We start from the raw sequence: 15,827 nt of genomic DNA, 5'->3' as shown, positions 1-15,827 counted from the left end.
AAGGAAAATTAGTGATAAAAATAGAAAATTTAAAGAAATTTTACGGGGCGACGCAGATCATAGATGACGTCAGCCTAACCGTAGAAAAAGGCGAAATTTTCGCCATCGTAGGCCACAGCGGCGCGGGTAAATCTACCCTACTTCGCTGCATAAACGGCCTAGAGGACTATCAAAGCGGCAGCCTAAAGGTATTTGACAAAGAAATCTCGGCGCTAAAAGATAGGGAGCTAAGAGAGCTTAGGCGAGATGTTGGGATGATATTTCAGCATTTTGCGCTGATGGCTAGAAAAACGGCGTTTGAAAACGTCGCGACTCCGCTTAAATTTTGGGGTTACTCAGACGGCGAAATCAAAAAAAGAGTGAACGAACTACTAGAGCTCGTAGGTCTTGCAAACAAAGCCGCAAGTTATCCCGGCGAGCTAAGCGGCGGACAAAAACAACGAGTCGCCATCGCCCGCGCTCTTGCGCTAAGCCCAAAAATTTTACTATCCGACGAGGCGACTTCGGCGCTTGATCCAAATACGACAAATTCGATACTCGAGCTTTTAAAGCAGATCAATCAAACGCTAAATATCAGCGTCGTTTTGGTCACGCACGAGATGGAGGTAGTAAAAAGCATCGCGCGCCGCGCAGTACTACTAGAAAGCGGCAAGATAATCGGCAGCGGCACGATCGAGGAGCTATTTTTAAAACCCGACGAAAAGATGAAGGAATTCCTCGGAGAGGATGAAATTTTGCCGAGCGAGGGCGTAAATATCAGGCTCTTTTTCCCAAAAGAAGTCGCGCAAAACAGCGTCATCACGCATATGGCGCGCACGCTAAATATCGACTTTAACATCGTCTGGGGCAAGCTTGAAAAGCTAAACGAAAACGTGCTTGGCTCGCTCGTCATCAACGTCGATCCTAAAGACGAAGCGCGCGTGACCGAGTACATCAAGCAAAGCGGCGTATTATGGGAGGTGGCGTGATGTTTGGCATAGATTTTTCTAAATTTCCCGACGTTTTCGAGCGTATTTTGCTCCCTGCTATCGGCGAGACGCTTTATATGAGCGTTGTTTCTACGCTTTTAGCGTTTTTGATAGGCCTAGTGCCCGCTATCTTGCTCGTCCTTTCGGCGCAGGACGGTCTAAAACCGAACAAACCGCTATTTATCGCGCTTGACATCACGGTAAATACGCTAAGAAGCTTTCCGTTTATCATCCTCATCATCGTGCTTTTCCCGCTCACGCGCCTGATCGTGGGTACTAGTATAGGCACTACCGCGGCTATCGTTCCGCTTACTATCGGCGCGGCGCCGTTTATCGCTAGGCTCATAGAGAGCGCGCTAAAAGAGGTCGATAAAGGCATCATCGAGGCTGCCAGAAGTTTCGGTAGCTCAAATTTTCAGATTATTTTTAAGGTGATGTTCGTTGAGGCGCTGCCCGGCATCGTAGCATCCATCACGCTCACGCTTATCGTTATCATCGGCTTTTCGGCGATGGCGGGTGCGGTCGGCGGCGGCGGACTGGGATCTGTTGCGATAAACTACGGATATCAGAGATTTCGCCCGGATATCATGCTCTATACCGTCGTGATTTTAATCATAATGGTTCAAATTTTCCAATCATTAGGAAATTTTATTTATAAGATCACAAAGAAATGATTTTTTACGTCTGATTTTATTTTCTTTTAAACTTTTTTTGCATAAAATCCCGAAATTAATTTTACAAAGAAAGGATAGAAAATGAAATCAGATATGTGCGAAATGCGTCGCTTCACTGAACTTAAGTCGTCGAAAGACTAACGCTAAGCGCAAAATTTCTTTTTAAGCGCTTAGTTTCGCTAAGCATTTAAAAAGAAATTTAAGCCTCCGCTCATATCCTTTTTTTAAATGCTAGCCAAATTTTAAAAAGGATATAAAATGAAAAATCTACTCAAATACTCTCTAGTTGCTCTAAGCCTAACAGTCGCCGCAAATGCCGCCGAGAAAATCGTCGTAGGCGCTACGCCGGTTCCGCATGCTGAAATTTTAGAAGTCGTAAAACCTATCCTTGCAAAAGACGGCTTTACTCTTGAGATCAAAGAATTTAACGACTACTCTACTCCAAATTTAGCCACCGAGGACGGCGATCTAGACGCTAACTACTTCCAGCACCTACCGTATCTTGAGGAATTTAACAAAAACAAAGGCACTCATCTAGTTAAAACGGTTGGCGTTCACCTTGAGCCTATGGGCGTTTACTCTAAAAAGATAAAAGATATAAAAGAGCTAAAAGACGGTAGCACCGTAGCTATACCAAACGACCCGACAAACGAGAGCCGCGCGCTTGACGTGCTAGCTAGCGCAGGTCTTATCAAGCTAAACGACAACCCTCTAAAAACTCCGCTTGATATCACGGAAAACCCGAAAAAGCTAAAGTTTGAAGAGATCGAGACCGCTCAAGTACCTCGCACGCTTGATGACGTTACTATCGCAGTTATCAACACGAACTACGCCCTAAACGCCAACCTAAACCCAACCAAAGACGCGCTCGTACTTGAGAGCAAAGATAGCCCGTACACCAACTACGTCGTGGTCAAAGTCGGCAACGAAAACAGCCCGAAAATCAAAGCTCTAGACAAAGCCGTCACGAGCCCGGAGGTAAAGAAATTTATCGAGGAAAAATATAAAGGCGCGATAATCCCGACGTTTTAATCAAATTTAGCCCCGCCCGCTCAAATTTAGCGGCGCGGGCAAATTTAGCAAAACGACGAATCCAAATTTAGTTTAGAGACCGCTCTTAAAACAAAACGGCGTAAAAGCTTTTACCTTTTTAGCGCCGTTTTTTATCAAAAAAGGAATAATAATGCAATTTTCAAAAATACTTCTGGGCGCGCTTTTGGCTAGCGGCCTGTATGCTAGCGACAAAACCATCACCGTAGGTGCATCTCCCGTGCCGCATGCCGAGATTTTAGAAGAGGTCGTAAAGCCGATCCTAGAAAAAGAAGGCTACAAACTAGACGTCAAAATCTTTAACGACTACGTGATCCCAAACATTGCCGTCGAAAACGGCGAACTCGATGCCAACTACTTCCAAGGCCTGCCGTATATGAAGTCGTTTAACAAAGACAAAGGCACTCACATCGTGCCGACCGTGGGCGTTCACGTCGAGCCTATGGGCGCGTATTCTAAAAAGATAAAAAGCCTAGACGAGCTAAAAGACGGCGATATCATCGCTATCTCAAATAACGCCGCAGACTCGACGCGCTCGATAAATTTGCTAGAAAAAGCCGGCATCGTAAAGGCTAAAGAGGGTGAATACAAATCCCCGCTAGATATCATAGAAAATCCGAAAAATCTCAAATTTAAAGAGATGGAGTCCGCGCAGACGCCACGCTCTCTCGACGACGTCGCGCTAGCGTTTATCAACGTAAATTACGCCCTGGACGTCGGCCTCAAACCGACCAAAGACGCACTGATCCTAGAAGATAAAGATAGCCCGTACACCAACTACGTAGCGGCCAAGGCCGGCAACGAAAATAACCCGAAAATCAAGGCTCTAGATAAAGCGATATTAACTCCCGAGGTTAAAGACTTTATCGTAAAGCGCTACCAAGGCGCGGTGATACCGAGCTTCTGATTGCGTCAAATTTGAGCGATTTAATATCGTAAAATTTAGCTTTAAAAATCGCCATAGACGCTTTTTACTTAAATTTTAGGGCTCAAATTTGAAAAACCGAAAATAGTCGAGAAAAATCTCCAAAAACAAAACGGCGTAAAAGCTTTTACCTTTTTAGCGTCGTTTTTCAAAATAAAAAAGGAAAATATAATGAAAGTTTTTAAAATTTTAGCAAGTTTGGCGCTAGCCTTTAACCTCTATGCAGCAGATAAAGATCACACTATCGTAGTAGCCGTCTCGCCTGTACCTCACGCAGAAATCATGGAGTTTATCAAACCAGTCCTAGCAAAAGAGGGCTACGATCTAGTCATCAAAGAGATAAACGACTACTCGATCCCGAATTTAGCGACGCAAGACGGCGATTTGGACGCAAATTTCTTTCAGCACTGGCCGTATCTAAAAAATCACAATGAAACAAAAGGCACGACTCTGATAACCGCCGCGGCGATACATCTTGAGCCGCTGGGCTTTTACTCAAAAAAGATAAAGAGCCTAAGCGAGCTAAAAGACGGCGCTAAAGTCGCGATCGCCTACGATCCGACTAACGGCAACAGAGCGCTAAATATCCTGCAAAAAGCCGGCCTCATCGAGCTAGATAAGAGCGCTGAGCTCGCCACGCCAAAAGACATCGTGAAAAATCCAAAACATCTAAATTTCGTCGAGCTTGAGGGCGCGCAGATACCTCGCACGCTAGATGAAGTCGATCTTGCCGCCATAAGCACGAATTTCGTCCTTGATATTGGTATGAATCCTAAAAAAGACTCGCTAGCTATCGAAGGTACCGAAAGCCCGTACGCCAACATCATCGCAGTCAAAGCGGGCAACGAAAATAGCCCGAAAATCAAAGCTCTCGTTAAAGCCGCTACAAGCCCTGAAACGAAGGAGTTTATCCTAAAAAGATACGACGGAGCCATCCTGCCAGTGTTTTGATTTCTTTTGGTTTGCGCTTTGACGCAGGCTGTGAATTTGGGTCGATTAAACTCGGCCAAAAAGTTGAGTCAAATTTCAGCTTTAAACATCAAATTTGACTCTCAAGCGGACGCGGTTAAATTTACAAATCAAATTTAACCGCTACGCGCTGTTTTACCCGTCCTAAAGCTAACCAAAAATGTAAAATTTAATCCTATCTAGCACTCGTCCCTCGCACCGACAAATTTGTTTTGCAGCCGCCTAAAGCTAAAAATTTAACGTAGTTTGCTAAAATCATAATTTTAAATTTAAGGAGAAAAATGCTAGGCGATTTTATAAATTTCATCGTCCAAACCGTCGGCGAGTGGGGATATGCGGGCATATTTTTGATGATGTTTTTAGAGAGTTCGTTTTTCCCGTTTCCAAGCGAAGTGGCGATGATCCCGGCGGGATATCTAGCGCATCAGGGACAAATGAGCCTAGTGCTAGCGTGGTGTGCCGGCACGGCAGGTAGCCTCGCAGGAGCCGTGTTTAACTACTATCTGTGCTACTTTTTCGGGCGCGAACTCGTGCTAAAATATGGCAAATACGTCGGCATCACAAAGGTAAAAATGCGAAAATTCGAGGCGTTTTTCAAAAGGCACGGCGAGATTTCGACCTTTAACTGCCGCCTGATCCCGGGCATCCGCCAGTACATCAGCCTGCCGGCGGGCCTTGCTAAGATGAATCTTTTTAAATTTAGCCTCTACACGACTCTGGGTGCTGGCATCTGGGTCGCTATACTACTTGCAGTGGGCTGGTATCTAGGCAAAAACTACGACAAGAGCGCGTTTAGCCATATCGTGGTCGCCCTACTCGCCGCAGTAGGCCTTCTCACTGCGCTTTATATTGTTTACGTAAAACGCCTAAGCAAAAAATCAAAAATCGGCGCAAAAGAACTAGAATAAACCGCCGAGCAAACCAGCCGGTAAAGCCGAAATTAAAATTCGGCTTTACGTTGTAAGCTCTGCTTTATCAAATTTAACTGCAAAAACATTAAAATTTTAACTTCACCGCTATTAATCAAAAAGCAACAGAGCGTTTTTTATCTCTCAAATTTACAAAAAAATAGCATTTTTTAGAGACTGTATAAATAGTTTATGTGTTCAAATTTTACGCCTTAAAGCAATAAATTTGATTACTTTTAAAGCTTCTTTGGTGAAATTAAAAAATGAAAATTTAGCCGTTTTTGCGTCTTTATTTTTCAAATAATACCCGCGCAAATCAAGCGCTAAAAGCGCAACAAGGGAAGGAAACATGTAGATGTTTATTGCGATAAGCACGATACGAAGCGCAACGGTATGCTGTAAAATAGCTTGTAAATTTAAGCTATTTTCGATACTGATATAATAAACGCCGATCACTGCAAAAAGCGCGGCGATGCGTAAAATTTTAGATACGATTTCGTTGCCGAGTTTTGAGATATTTTCACTAACGGCTAGCGATAAAAATAGCCAGCAAAGTATCCAAATAAGCGCAAAAACCACGTCTAAAAATAAATTTTCATCGTAACGCTCACGTACGACTATAGCAAAAGCGGGCGAAAAAATCAGGCTCAAAACAAACCAAAAAAGCGAACGAAACGCAAGCAGGACAAAGCACGCGTAGACAAAAGCGCTAGAGGCAAATAAAAGCCACTCGACCCTAAAAACGAGTGCGAGCCCGTAAACGCCGACGCAAAGCACAAATAGGCCGCAAAAGAGCGAATAGTAGCCCTCAAGCAGCCTCGTAGCTCTTAAATTTATATTTTCAAAAAAGTTTAGCACGCGTGGATCATGAAATTTTCTTTTGTTTCGGGCGAAAGACCTTCATCACGCTCTCGTCGGTCTCGATAAATGCGCCGCCGATCAGGTCGATGCAGTACGGGATCGCAGGAAATACGGGCTCTAGGCACTCTCTGATCGCCTTTGGCTGGCCGGGTAAATTTACGATGAGCGCGTGCCCTCTAATACCTGCGGTTTGGCGCGATAGAATCGCGGTGGGGACGTATTTTAGGCTAGTTGCGCGCATTAGCTCGCCAAAGCCGGGCATCATCTTTTCGCACACGGCCTCGGTTGCCTCGGGCGTCACGTCGCGAGGAGCCGGTCCCGTGCCGCCTGTAGTTAGCACCAGATCGCAGCCTAGCACGTCTATCATATGCTTTAGGCGCTCTTTTATGAGTTCGATCTCGTCAGGTATCACCTCGTAAAAATACTCGCGCTCGCTTTTTATCCAGCCGTCTAAAACCTCTTTTATCGCCGCGCCCGATAGATCGTCGTATTTGCCCTCGCTAGCACGGTCGCTCAGCGTCAATATGCCGATTTTCGCTTTCATTTTTTCTCCTTAAATTTAGTTGTAATACTCTTTTATTATCCTGCTAAGCGCGTCTTTATCTATACTCTCGTAAATTTCTATATATTCGCTGATGCGCTCCAGCTGCGTTTTCATCCCCGCTAGAAACGTCCCGACTTCGGCGTATGCCTCTTGCAGTAGCTCCTCGGCCTCCGCCGCACTTGGCGTAAGGGTACGCCCCATACCGTACTCAAAGACCATATTTTGCGCGATCTCGCGGGCCTTTTGGATGTCGGCATTGGAGTTTGAAAACGTATCGTCTTTGACCATCTTTAGCGCGCTCATACCTGCCAAACAGACCTTGATACGGGCAAACATCTGCGAGCGCGACTCTATCTCTCGCTCCGGACGCATAAACTGCTCCTCGACGAGCGAAATTTTTTCAAATTCTATCCCAAACCAATACGCCGCCAAGGCCTTTGCGCCCTGATATAGCGCTTGGATGCGCTTTTCCTCGTCGTTGTAGCTTAAAATCCTCTTTTTACCGAGCAGGACTTTGTTTAAAACGCTTTCAAAATCGCTAAATTCGATTATCTCGCCGCCGCGTCTTAGTGCATTTATCGCGGCTTCATTTACCAGCGTAGAAAGCGCCGCCCCGCTAAAGCCGACGCTGATACGCGCCACGTCCTGAGCCTCTACGCTCGTGTTTTTATCTTTTAGATAGGATTTTAAAATCTCGACCCTATCGGCAAAATCAGGCATCGAAAGAAAAATTCGCCTATCAAATCGCCCCGAGCGCAGTAGCGCCTCGTCTATCATCTCGATGCGGTTGGTCGCGGCGATCACGATGACGCCCGAGTTATCCTCAAAGCCGTCCATCTCGGTCAGTAGCTGATTTAGCGTAGCCTCGCGCTCGTCGTTTCGATTACCGCCGCGTACCTTGCCCACGGCGTCGATCTCGTCGATAAAGATGATAGAGGGCGCATATGTTTTAGCCTTTAAAAATAGCTCATGCACGCGTTTTGCGCCCATACCGACGTAAATTTGCACGAAACTCGCGCCGCTTTGGTAAAAAAACGGTACTCCCGCCTCGCCCGCGACGGCCTTTGCTACTAGCGTCTTGCCCACTCCGGGAGGCCCGACCATCAGCACGCCTTTTGGCATTTTGATGCCGAATTTTTTATATTTCGTCGGATTTTTTAGAAAATCCACTATCTCGCTTAGCTCAAATTTAACGTCCTTTATACCAGCCACGTCGTCAAATTTGACGTTTGAGATAGCAGGAGCAACCGAGCTAGCGGCGGCATTGTCATATTCGTAGACGTTTGCTTTTTGATTTTCGTTTTGAGCGGCGAGTCTTTGTTTTTTAAATCTTGCATAAACCGCAAGCCCCGCAAAACAGATAGCAAGCAGCGCTAGCACGGCTAAAATTTCATCCAGCACGGGCGTCTCTTTTTTTAGATCGACGGGCACTTTTTGCACCAGAGTGCGCATGTCCACGCCGTCTTTTACGATGATGTATTTGTTGCCGCCCTTAGTCGTGAGCTCCAGCTCGCCGCCGTTTACGGTCGCGCTTGCGATCATGTCGCCCTCTAGCAGCTTTTCGTAGCTTTCGTACATTATATTTTTAGGCTGGCTTCTGCCTACCGCAACGGCTAGCAAAACCGCCAAAATAGCCGTCAAAATCACGATGATCTTTTGTTTATTTAGCTTAAATTTGTGCATAGTCGCCCTCGCTTTTTACTTCAAATTTATCTATGACCGCCCACTCTTTTAAAATTTGCTTATCCGTTTTGATTTTTACTTTGTTATAAAACTGATCGAAACCTTCGTAAAATTCGCCGTTTAGCTGCTCGACGAGTACGTTTAGGCTCCCGCCTTTTTTAGCGTGCTCTTGCCTAAATTCAAAATTATTTTCCGCTACGATTTGCTTTAAAATTTTAAGCCTAGCCTTCGCTACGTCGCCGCTAACGTCCATTTTCATATCCGCCGAGTGCGTACCGGTTCGCGGCGAATATGCAAAGCAGTGCAGATGCGTGAGCGGAAATTTTTTAAAATTTACCAGCGCCTCGCTCCAGATCTCCTCGCTCTCGCCAGGATGCCCCACGATGTAGTCGGTTCCTAGCGCAAAGCCCATCTGGCTAAGCTCCAAAAACAGTTCCAAATCCCTAAAGGCTTGATTGCGCCGCCTCATGATGCGCAGCATCGCCTCGCTCGTATGCTGAAGCGCGATGTGCAGATGCCGCTCTAGCCAGCTCTCTTTTAAAATCTCGCGAAAGCTCTCGTCTATCTGGCTAGGCTCTATACTGCCTAGCCTTATGCGCTTTATGCCGCCTATTTTACCGAGCCTGCCTAGCAAGCGGCCTAGGCTTGAGCCCGTATCCTTGCCATAGCTGCCGATGTTTGTGCCAGTTAGCACTAGCTCGTTGTAGCCGTTGTAGGCTAAAATTTTGGCCTCTTTTAAAATCGCTTCCTCATCCATACTGCGCGCCTTGCCGCGAACGGCGGGGATGATGCAGTAACTGCAGGCAAAGTCGCAGCCCTCTTGGATCTTGATAAAGGCTTTGGTGTGATTTTCGTAGTTCGTTACGATATTTTTGTCGATACTTTTTAAATTTCCCAGCTCGAAAAACGGATCTTGCGACTTTAGCAGCGCGTTTATATCCTCTTTTTTACTCGCGCCTATCACGCCGAAAACCGCGCTTTTGTTAAACAGCTCCTTACCCTTACTCACCGCGCCGCAGCCAGTTAGTATTACTCTAGCGCCACGCTTTTTTATGCCGTTTATATAGCTGCGCGCGCCGCTATCTGCGGAGTTTGTGACCGTGCAGGAGTTTACCACTACGATGTCTGCTTCGTTTTCGTCGCTAACGATATCGTAGTCTTTGACGTAGCTTTTCATCAGCTCGGTGTCGTAGATGTTCGTGCGGCAGCCGAAGGTTTTAAAAAATACCTTCTCTCGGCGCGGCTCTTGCGGGGTCAAATTTGAGCTTGATTTCATATTTCCTCGCCGCCTTCGCCTATCGGCTTTGACTCGCCTGCTTTTACCCGTCTATCCATGTAAACGGTCTGCGTAGGATAGGCTATCACGATGTCGTCGTGGCTAGCTATAGCCTCCATGATCTCCGCGCTTATCGTGCTTCGCAAAGATAGCGTGGCGAAGGTGTTTGCCATATACCAGACCGAAATTTTCACACCGTAAGGCTCGATAAAGGTAAACACGCGCGGCTCGACGTTTGGATTTTTGATGCTGTATTGATTTCGTAGCTTGCTCATTTGTTTTTTGGCGATTTCCGTGTAGCCTTTTGAGTATTTTCGCGCGATATCTTTGATGATGTGAGCGGCTTTTTTGTGATTTGATTCAAAGCTGCAAACAACGTCGATACCGTCCCAGACGGTCTTCATGCCGTGGTGCGAGTAGTTTGCGATTAGATCGGTGAAGATATAGTTATTTGGCACGAATATAATTCGCCCCGCCCTGCGATTTGAGTTTACAGTCACGATCGTAACGTCCTCGTAAATAGTCATCCTAAGCAGCGAAATGTCGATGATGTCGCCCACGACGTCCTCTCCGTCTTTGCGTACCTTTATGCGGTCGCCGACGTGGAAACTACCGCCAAAAACCACCACCGTCCAGCCGAGCATACTCATGAACATATCTTTCATCGCGATAGCGATACCGGCAGACGCAAAGCCCAGCACCGTAACTAGATAGGTCACGTTTTCGATATAGGCAAAAAGCAAGATCATGATGATGAGCGTGATGTTTACGAGATTTATAAATTTATTCGCCGTATAGAGGCGCTCGTTGTCGGTGATCGTCTTTTTGATGATAAATTTGAACAAAAACGAAAGCCCGATCACGACCACGATAAATATACCGATGTCAAGCGCCTTTTTCATCTGCGCCTTGATGTCCTCGCTAGTGCGGTTTATCGCCTCGTTTACGCGCTTTTCATACACGCCGTAGGTTGTCTTTGCGATGTCGGCCGCGGCGTTAAATTCCGCTAGCTCCTGCCTAGCCTCGGCAAGCTCCGCTTGAAAGCGCGCGTCGTCGCTCAAATTTACGATCTGGGTTAAAATTTGCTCTTTTCTAGCCAGTTCATCGGTCGTCTTAGAAAGCCCGTCTAGTCGGCGCTTGTACTCGTCTTTTTCGCTTCTAAGCTGCTTTATATGCGAAAAACCCGAGATCACGGCGACGGGATTGGTTATCTTTTGTAAAATTTCTATCTCGGGAGCCGTTATCATGCTAGAAAATGGCGCTTTTTGAAACTCCCTTAAAAGCTCGATCTGCTCTTTTAGCGTGCTTTGCTTTTTTTGTAGCTCGAGTACTTTTTCGGTATTTTTAGCCTGTTTTTTTATCGCAGCTTCGATTTCGTCGAGCTCCGCGCTTAGCTTTTGAAAGGTGTTGTAGTTTGAGTAGCGAGTCGCCCAGATGTTATCTGCTAGCTCGTCCTCGATAAAGGCCAAAGATGCGTTTAGCTCGGATAGCTGGGCTTCTTTTGTCCCGTTAAAATCGCTAGGTATATCATCTAGCGCATGGGCAAAGATCGCAAAAAATAAAATAAATAAAATTTTTCTCATTCAAACTCTCTTAAAACGTCCATCACGAGCTCGCGCGGCACGTCTTTTCGTATCTCGTATGCGCCGATACCTCGCGGCAGGATAAATTTGATCGCTGAGTTTTCCGCCTTTTTATCAAGGAAAAACGCCTCGTAAAAGCTACTTGCGTCTGACACCTTGTAGCTTATCGGCAAATCAAATTTGACTAAAAGCTCCGCCACGCGCGCCTTTTGCTCTTCGCTCATGAGGCCAAGCTTCACCGCTAGCGCGTTAGCCATATTCATGCCAATCGCCACCGCCTCGCCGTGTAGATACTTTTTATAGTTCGTTTCGTTTTCTATCACGTGAGCGAAGGTGTGCCCGTAGTTTAGCACCGCGCGCACGCCCTTTTCGCGCTCGTCGGCCTCTACGGCGGCGGCTTTTATCTGCACGCAGCGGTAGATCAAATTTTGCAAATTCGCCTCATCCGTCAAATTTGCGCTCCCCATCCACGAAAATAGATTTTCGTCAAAGGTTATCGCCATCTTTGCCGCTTCTGCAAGTCCCGCTGTAAATTCGCGCTTTTCAAGCGTTTTTAAAAATTCAGTTTCGCAGTAAACGGCGCTAGGTTGATAAAACGAGCCGATTAGATTTTTGCCGAATTTGTTATTTACGCCCGTTTTTCCGCCTACGCTAGCATCTACTTGGGCCAGCAGAGTCGTGGGGATGTTTATAAATTTGATCCCGCGCTCAAAAATGCTCGCCGCAAAGCCCGCCATATCGCTCACTACGCCGCCGCCAAGCGCGATGATCACGCTACTGCGGTCAATGCGGCTGACAAAAAGCTGCTCTAAAATCGCCTCGATAGTTTGCATATTTTTATACTCTTCGCCGTCTGGGACGCTGATGATGAATTTTTGCGGACAGTCGATGCGCGAGAGTAAATTTTGCAGATAAAGCCCGCCTACCTTTGCGTTGGTCACGATTGCGACTTTAGCGTCAAATTTAAGCTCTTTTAGCTCGTTTATATAGACGCCGTAGCCTGGCTTGCCGTCAAATTTTATATCTATTTTCATCTTATTCTCCGCTTTTATTTTATCCAAAATAGCCTAATTTATCGGTATAAAAATTTGATAGTTATCGCTAAGGCGCGAGTACAGACGGTTCATGTCGTTTGAAAACGCCGCAAAGGCGTCTTTTTTGCTGATCTTTTTCGTAAACGGTACGAACTGGAGCAAATTTCGCTCTTTTTTTAGCCTTAAAATCGGATTTGAGTTTTTGTCCTCGACGACCTCGATCTTACGCCCGAAAATCTTAGCTAAACTATCAAAATGTTCCTCCATCTCCTCGTCTGCGCCGTTTCGGCCAAAGTGATAAAGCGTGATCGGCATATCAAGCTGCGAGCAGCAGTCCATGATGACGGCTGATTGGCTCTCTATCTCGTCGCCAAAACCGCTACTTAGCACCACGCCCTTTTTGATCTCGTCGATGTCGCTTTTACCGATGGCGGCGACTGGTTTTTTTAGCTCGAAAAGCAGCCTTTTGTGCGCGGCGAAAAATTTATTGTCCGTCACCACTAGCCCGACGTCGTTTTTAAAAACATCGTCTTTTATCTGCCCTACTCCGCCTCCGAAATAATCAAACATCACCGTCGCCATCTCGTCGTTTACGGATTTTAGCCTTTCGTAGGCTAAATTTAGCGCAGGATTTACGACCTTGACGAAAAGGCGCCTATTGTTTAGCTTTTCGTGCAGTTTTAGACTCTGCTCAAGCAGCCTTATGCACAGCTTTTCGCCCATCTTTTTCATGTCTAAAAACAGATAAATATTATGCCCAAACGGGTTTGGAAACTGCCCCGTTTCTTTTTTTACGCTTCTAAATACGCTTAAAAGCACGCTTGGTTCGCCCACTATCAGCAAAACGTCGCCGGGCAGGATCATTAAATTTGGCTTTGCGATCATGAAATTTGAGCCGCGATAAATCATCGCGATGCGCCATTTTTTCTGCGTTATGGAGCTTATGTGGCGGTACATGAAAGAGCTTCCTACGGGCACCTTTACTTCCATTATCTCGCCCTTGCCAAGGCCTAGATTATCGGCTACGACGGGGATGTCCGGTAAAAAATCCATAAGCCTAGCCGTTAGCACCGCTCGCGCGTCCAAGACCGTTAGGTGCGAGTCGTCCTCCAGTCCACCAAGCCCCCAAAGATCAAGCATCAAAATTTCCGTTTTTTTGCTGATTTGACGCAGGTTATTATAGACGCTGACCGTATCAAAGCCGTCTTTTAGCATTATCATAAACTGGCTAAAATAGCCGCTGGCTACTTGCCTCAGTCTATCAAGGCTCGTCGGATCAAACCGGTAAAAGGTAAAATTTTCTAAATTTACGTCCGAGTAATCCTCGTCTCCGCAAGCGATAACTACGTAATGATGCGTGCTGCTTCTGCTTACGAATAGTCTTTCTAAGAAATGTTTCGCTACAATGCCGTCCGCAACTATCAAGATATTTTTCATTAAAACTCCAAATTTAAAGGGACTATTATATCAAAATGACTTTTAGTATAGATAAAACGGACGGTGCGGCGCGCGCGGGCACGCTAATCACCGCTCACTCGACGATCAAAACGCCCGTGTTTATGCCTGTGGGTACCGTCGGCGCCGTAAAAAGCCTAGACGCCGTGGATATGATGCAGATTTTAGATGCCCAAATCATCCTAGGCAACACCTATCACCTCTACCTGCGCCCCGGCAGTAAGGTCGTAAAAGAGCTCGGCGGCCTGCACGGCTTTACCAAATTTAACCGCTCGTTTTTAACCGATAGCGGTGGCTTTCAGGCCTTTTCGCTAAGCAAAATCTCAAAACCAGATGAAAATGGTATCAAATTTAAAAGCCACATCGACGGCAGCGCGCACTATTTCACGCCGCGCTCGGTGCTAGATACCCAGTACGACCTAAACTCCGACATTATGATGATCCTAGACGACCTAGTCGCGCTCCCGGCTGAAAAAAAGCGCGTGGAGCTAAGCATAAAACGCACGATAAAATGGGCGCGCGAGGCGATAGATTATCATAAATTTAAGCAAAGTAAAGGCGAAGGCCTCACGCAAAATATATTCGGCATAATCCAAGGCGGCACCGACGAGGCGGCGCGTAAATTTTGCGCCGAAGCGCTGTGCGAGATGCCCTTTGACGGCCTTGCCATCGGCGGTCTTAGCGTAGGCGAAAGCAACCAAGAGATGTACGACACCGTGCAGGCCGTGATGCCATACATCGACGCGGCGCGTCCGCGCTATCTCATGGGCGTAGGCACTCCAGAAGACCTCGTAGAAAACGTAGCTCGCGGCGTGGATATGTTTGACTGCGTAATGCCGACGCGAAATGCGCGCAACGGCACGCTATTTACGAGTTTCGGTAAGATAAATATCAAGTCTGCGAGATTTGCCACCGACCGCGCTCCGATAGATCCCCAGTGCGACTGCTACGCGTGCCAAAACTACTCGCGCGCCTATCTTAGCCACCTATACCGAGCGGGCGAGCTGACGTTTTTCCGACTAGCGAGCTTGCATAACTTGCATTATTATCTAAATTTGATGCGGCAGATGAGAGAAGCGATAATGGTCGGCGAATTTGAAAAATTTAGGCGAAATTTCTACGCCAAACGCGGTAAAGACGCGCCGAGCATATAAGGCAAAACCGTGAGCGAGCGCGATATCTCGGGGTACTTTTACGACGAGGAGTGCGAGTACGTCTATCTCGTCACGGACGGTAGCGAACAAAACTATAAATTTATCTTTAAAGATGACAAAATTTACGCCCAGGACGGCAGCGAGGGCGGAGCGGAGGAGTTTATCCGCGTAGTAAAAAAGATAACGAGTGAGTTTCGCGCCAAGATCGCCGAGCACTCCGCCCAGCTTGAAAGCTATGAGAAAATTTACGCAGGCAAGAGGGATTTTACTAAATTTATAAAAAAGCACGCGGTCTTAAAATACGAAATACGCAAATTTCAAAACAAAATTTCACACTTTTACGAGGCTCTGGCGATCTGTCAAAACGAAAGGCCCGAGCTAAAAAAGCAGCTCAAAAACTACGTCTACGAAGCCGGCGTGCTAAAAAACGCAGCCTGCGAAAACGCCGCTAGGATAGACGATATCTACGCGCATATACAGAGCCTAAAAAACGACAAAATAAACCGAAATATCTATATCCTGACGCTACTTTCGGCGCTATTTTTGCCGCTAAATTTTATCACGGGATTTTTTGGGATGAATACGAACGGGATGTTTTTAAACGGCTTTCAAAACGGCACGGCGATCGTCGCCGGATCTATGCTTGCGGTTTTTGCGACGCTAGCGGGACTGTTTTATTTTCTAGGCAAACGGCGCGAGTAAATTTGCAAGGTCATTTGCGGCTAGCTAAATTTAACTAGCCG

At 46.5% G+C, this 15,827-nt stretch carries 15 protein-coding genes; 8 read left to right on the top strand and 7 right to left on the bottom strand.

The genetic code is table 11. The features are described 5' to 3' along the window. Window positions 1–11 precede the first annotated feature (11 nt). The 6 genes from ACTTJF_RS06550 to ACTTJF_RS06525 all read left to right on the top strand — a co-directional run bounded on the left by ACTTJF_RS06550 (window position 12) and on the right by ACTTJF_RS06525 (window position 5,494). Entirely contained in the window at window positions 12–968 is a 957-nt protein-coding gene (locus ACTTJF_RS06550) for a methionine ABC transporter ATP-binding protein (protein ID WP_442551270.1), read from the top strand. Next, window positions 968–1,642 carry a methionine ABC transporter permease gene (locus ACTTJF_RS06545; RefSeq protein ID WP_298790247.1) on the top strand — a complete coding sequence of 225 codons (675 nt, stop codon included), beginning with the start codon at window positions 968–970 and terminating at the stop codon, window positions 1,640–1,642. The genes ACTTJF_RS06550 and ACTTJF_RS06545 overlap by 1 nt, the downstream gene beginning before the upstream one ends. A gap of 258 nt (window positions 1,643–1,900) precedes the next feature. Then, entirely contained in the window at window positions 1,901–2,674 is a 774-nt protein-coding gene (locus ACTTJF_RS06540) for a MetQ/NlpA family ABC transporter substrate-binding protein (RefSeq protein ID WP_315058457.1), read from the top strand. 151 nt (window positions 2,675–2,825) lie between these two features. Then, window positions 2,826–3,599, top strand: a complete 774-nt coding sequence (locus ACTTJF_RS06535; protein ID WP_442551269.1) for a MetQ/NlpA family ABC transporter substrate-binding protein — start codon at window positions 2,826–2,828, stop codon at window positions 3,597–3,599. Between the two features lie 189 nt (window positions 3,600–3,788). Next, window positions 3,789–4,568 (top strand): MetQ/NlpA family ABC transporter substrate-binding protein, encoded by a 780-nt coding sequence (locus tag ACTTJF_RS06530; protein WP_315058451.1) that lies wholly within the window; start codon window positions 3,789–3,791, stop codon window positions 4,566–4,568. A gap of 299 nt (window positions 4,569–4,867) precedes the next feature. Further along, window positions 4,868–5,494 (top strand): DedA family protein, encoded by a 627-nt coding sequence (locus tag ACTTJF_RS06525; protein ID WP_297941027.1) that lies wholly within the window; start codon window positions 4,868–4,870, stop codon window positions 5,492–5,494. Window positions 5,495–5,692: 198 nt separating this feature from the next. Here ACTTJF_RS06525 and ACTTJF_RS06520 read toward each other — a convergent pair whose 3' ends face one another. The 7 genes from ACTTJF_RS06520 to ACTTJF_RS06490 are packed head-to-tail and all read right to left on the bottom strand — an operon-like array spanning window position 5,693 to window position 13,912. Next, window positions 5,693–6,352: a nitrogen fixation protein NifR gene (locus tag ACTTJF_RS06520; protein ID WP_442551268.1), complete on the bottom strand. Its 660-nt coding sequence runs from the start codon at window positions 6,350–6,352 to the stop codon at window positions 5,693–5,695. A 7-nt stretch (window positions 6,353–6,359) separates the two neighbouring features. Next, a complete protein-coding gene (gene mog / locus ACTTJF_RS06515) occupies window positions 6,360–6,899 on the bottom strand; it encodes a molybdopterin adenylyltransferase (RefSeq protein ID WP_442551267.1) in 540 nt (179 codons plus the stop codon). Window positions 6,900–6,914: 15 nt separating this feature from the next. Continuing rightward, complete coding sequence (locus ACTTJF_RS06510) at window positions 6,915–8,582, bottom strand: AAA family ATPase (protein ID WP_442551266.1); 1,668 nt, start codon at window positions 8,580–8,582, stop codon at window positions 6,915–6,917. Further along, window positions 8,569–9,858, bottom strand: coding sequence for a tRNA (N(6)-L-threonylcarbamoyladenosine(37)-C(2))-methylthiotransferase MtaB (mtaB, locus tag ACTTJF_RS06505; protein WP_442551265.1), 1,290 nt, complete (start codon window positions 9,856–9,858; stop codon window positions 8,569–8,571). Before mtaB ends, ACTTJF_RS06510 begins: the two co-directional genes overlap by 14 nt. Then, complete coding sequence (locus ACTTJF_RS06500; RefSeq protein ID WP_442551264.1) at window positions 9,855–11,441, bottom strand: mechanosensitive ion channel domain-containing protein; 1,587 nt, start codon at window positions 11,439–11,441, stop codon at window positions 9,855–9,857. Before ACTTJF_RS06500 ends, mtaB begins: the two co-directional genes overlap by 4 nt. Further along, on the bottom strand, window positions 11,438–12,475 hold the full coding sequence (gene aroB / locus ACTTJF_RS06495) for a 3-dehydroquinate synthase (protein ID WP_442551263.1): 1,038 nt from the start codon (window positions 12,473–12,475) through the stop codon (window positions 11,438–11,440). Before aroB ends, ACTTJF_RS06500 begins: the two co-directional genes overlap by 4 nt. A 33-nt stretch (window positions 12,476–12,508) precedes the next feature. Beyond that, window positions 12,509–13,912 (bottom strand): COG3400 family protein, encoded by a 1,404-nt coding sequence (locus ACTTJF_RS06490; protein ID WP_122862887.1) that lies wholly within the window; start codon window positions 13,910–13,912, stop codon window positions 12,509–12,511. Window positions 13,913–13,947: 35 nt separating this feature from the next. Between ACTTJF_RS06490 and tgt the strand changes: the two genes are divergently transcribed. Beyond that, window positions 13,948–15,084, top strand: coding sequence for a tRNA guanosine(34) transglycosylase Tgt (gene tgt, locus ACTTJF_RS06485; RefSeq protein WP_442551262.1), 1,137 nt, complete (start codon window positions 13,948–13,950; stop codon window positions 15,082–15,084). Between the two features lie 9 nt (window positions 15,085–15,093). After that, complete coding sequence (locus tag ACTTJF_RS06480) at window positions 15,094–15,786, top strand: CorA family divalent cation transporter (protein WP_442551261.1); 693 nt, start codon at window positions 15,094–15,096, stop codon at window positions 15,784–15,786. Window positions 15,787–15,827: the final 41 nt, after the last annotated feature.

Source organism: Campylobacter sp. (assembly GCF_052170435.1).
GTDB lineage: Bacteria > Campylobacterota > Campylobacteria > Campylobacterales > Campylobacteraceae > Campylobacter_A.
This window is presented reverse-complemented; position numbering and strand designations above follow the sequence as displayed.

Bases quoted from the DNA above. Each gene is read 5' to 3' on its own strand.
- ACTTJF_RS06530 (WP_315058451.1), top strand. From the start codon at position 3,789: ATGAAAGTTTTTAAAATTTTAGCAAGTTTGGCGCTAGCCTTTAACCTC.
- aroB (WP_442551263.1), bottom strand. From the start codon at position 12,475: ATGAAAATAGATATAAAATTTGACGGCAAGCCAGGCTACGGCGTCTAT.
- ACTTJF_RS06490 (WP_122862887.1), bottom strand. From the start codon at position 13,912: ATGAAAAATATCTTGATAGTTGCGGACGGCATTGTAGCGAAACATTTC.
- mtaB (WP_442551265.1), bottom strand. From the start codon at position 9,858: ATGAAATCAAGCTCAAATTTGACCCCGCAAGAGCCGCGCCGAGAGAAG.
- ACTTJF_RS06510 (WP_442551266.1), bottom strand. From the start codon at position 8,582: ATGCACAAATTTAAGCTAAATAAACAAAAGATCATCGTGATTTTGACG.
- ACTTJF_RS06540 (WP_315058457.1), top strand. From the start codon at position 1,901: ATGAAAAATCTACTCAAATACTCTCTAGTTGCTCTAAGCCTAACAGTC.
- tgt (WP_442551262.1), top strand. From the start codon at position 13,948: ATGACTTTTAGTATAGATAAAACGGACGGTGCGGCGCGCGCGGGCACG.
- ACTTJF_RS06525 (WP_297941027.1), top strand. From the start codon at position 4,868: ATGCTAGGCGATTTTATAAATTTCATCGTCCAAACCGTCGGCGAGTGG.
- ACTTJF_RS06500 (WP_442551264.1), bottom strand. From the start codon at position 11,441: ATGAGAAAAATTTTATTTATTTTATTTTTTGCGATCTTTGCCCATGCG.
- mog (WP_442551267.1), bottom strand. From the start codon at position 6,899: ATGAAAGCGAAAATCGGCATATTGACGCTGAGCGACCGTGCTAGCGAG.
- ACTTJF_RS06545 (WP_298790247.1), top strand. From the start codon at position 968: ATGTTTGGCATAGATTTTTCTAAATTTCCCGACGTTTTCGAGCGTATT.
- ACTTJF_RS06535 (WP_442551269.1), top strand. From the start codon at position 2,826: ATGCAATTTTCAAAAATACTTCTGGGCGCGCTTTTGGCTAGCGGCCTG.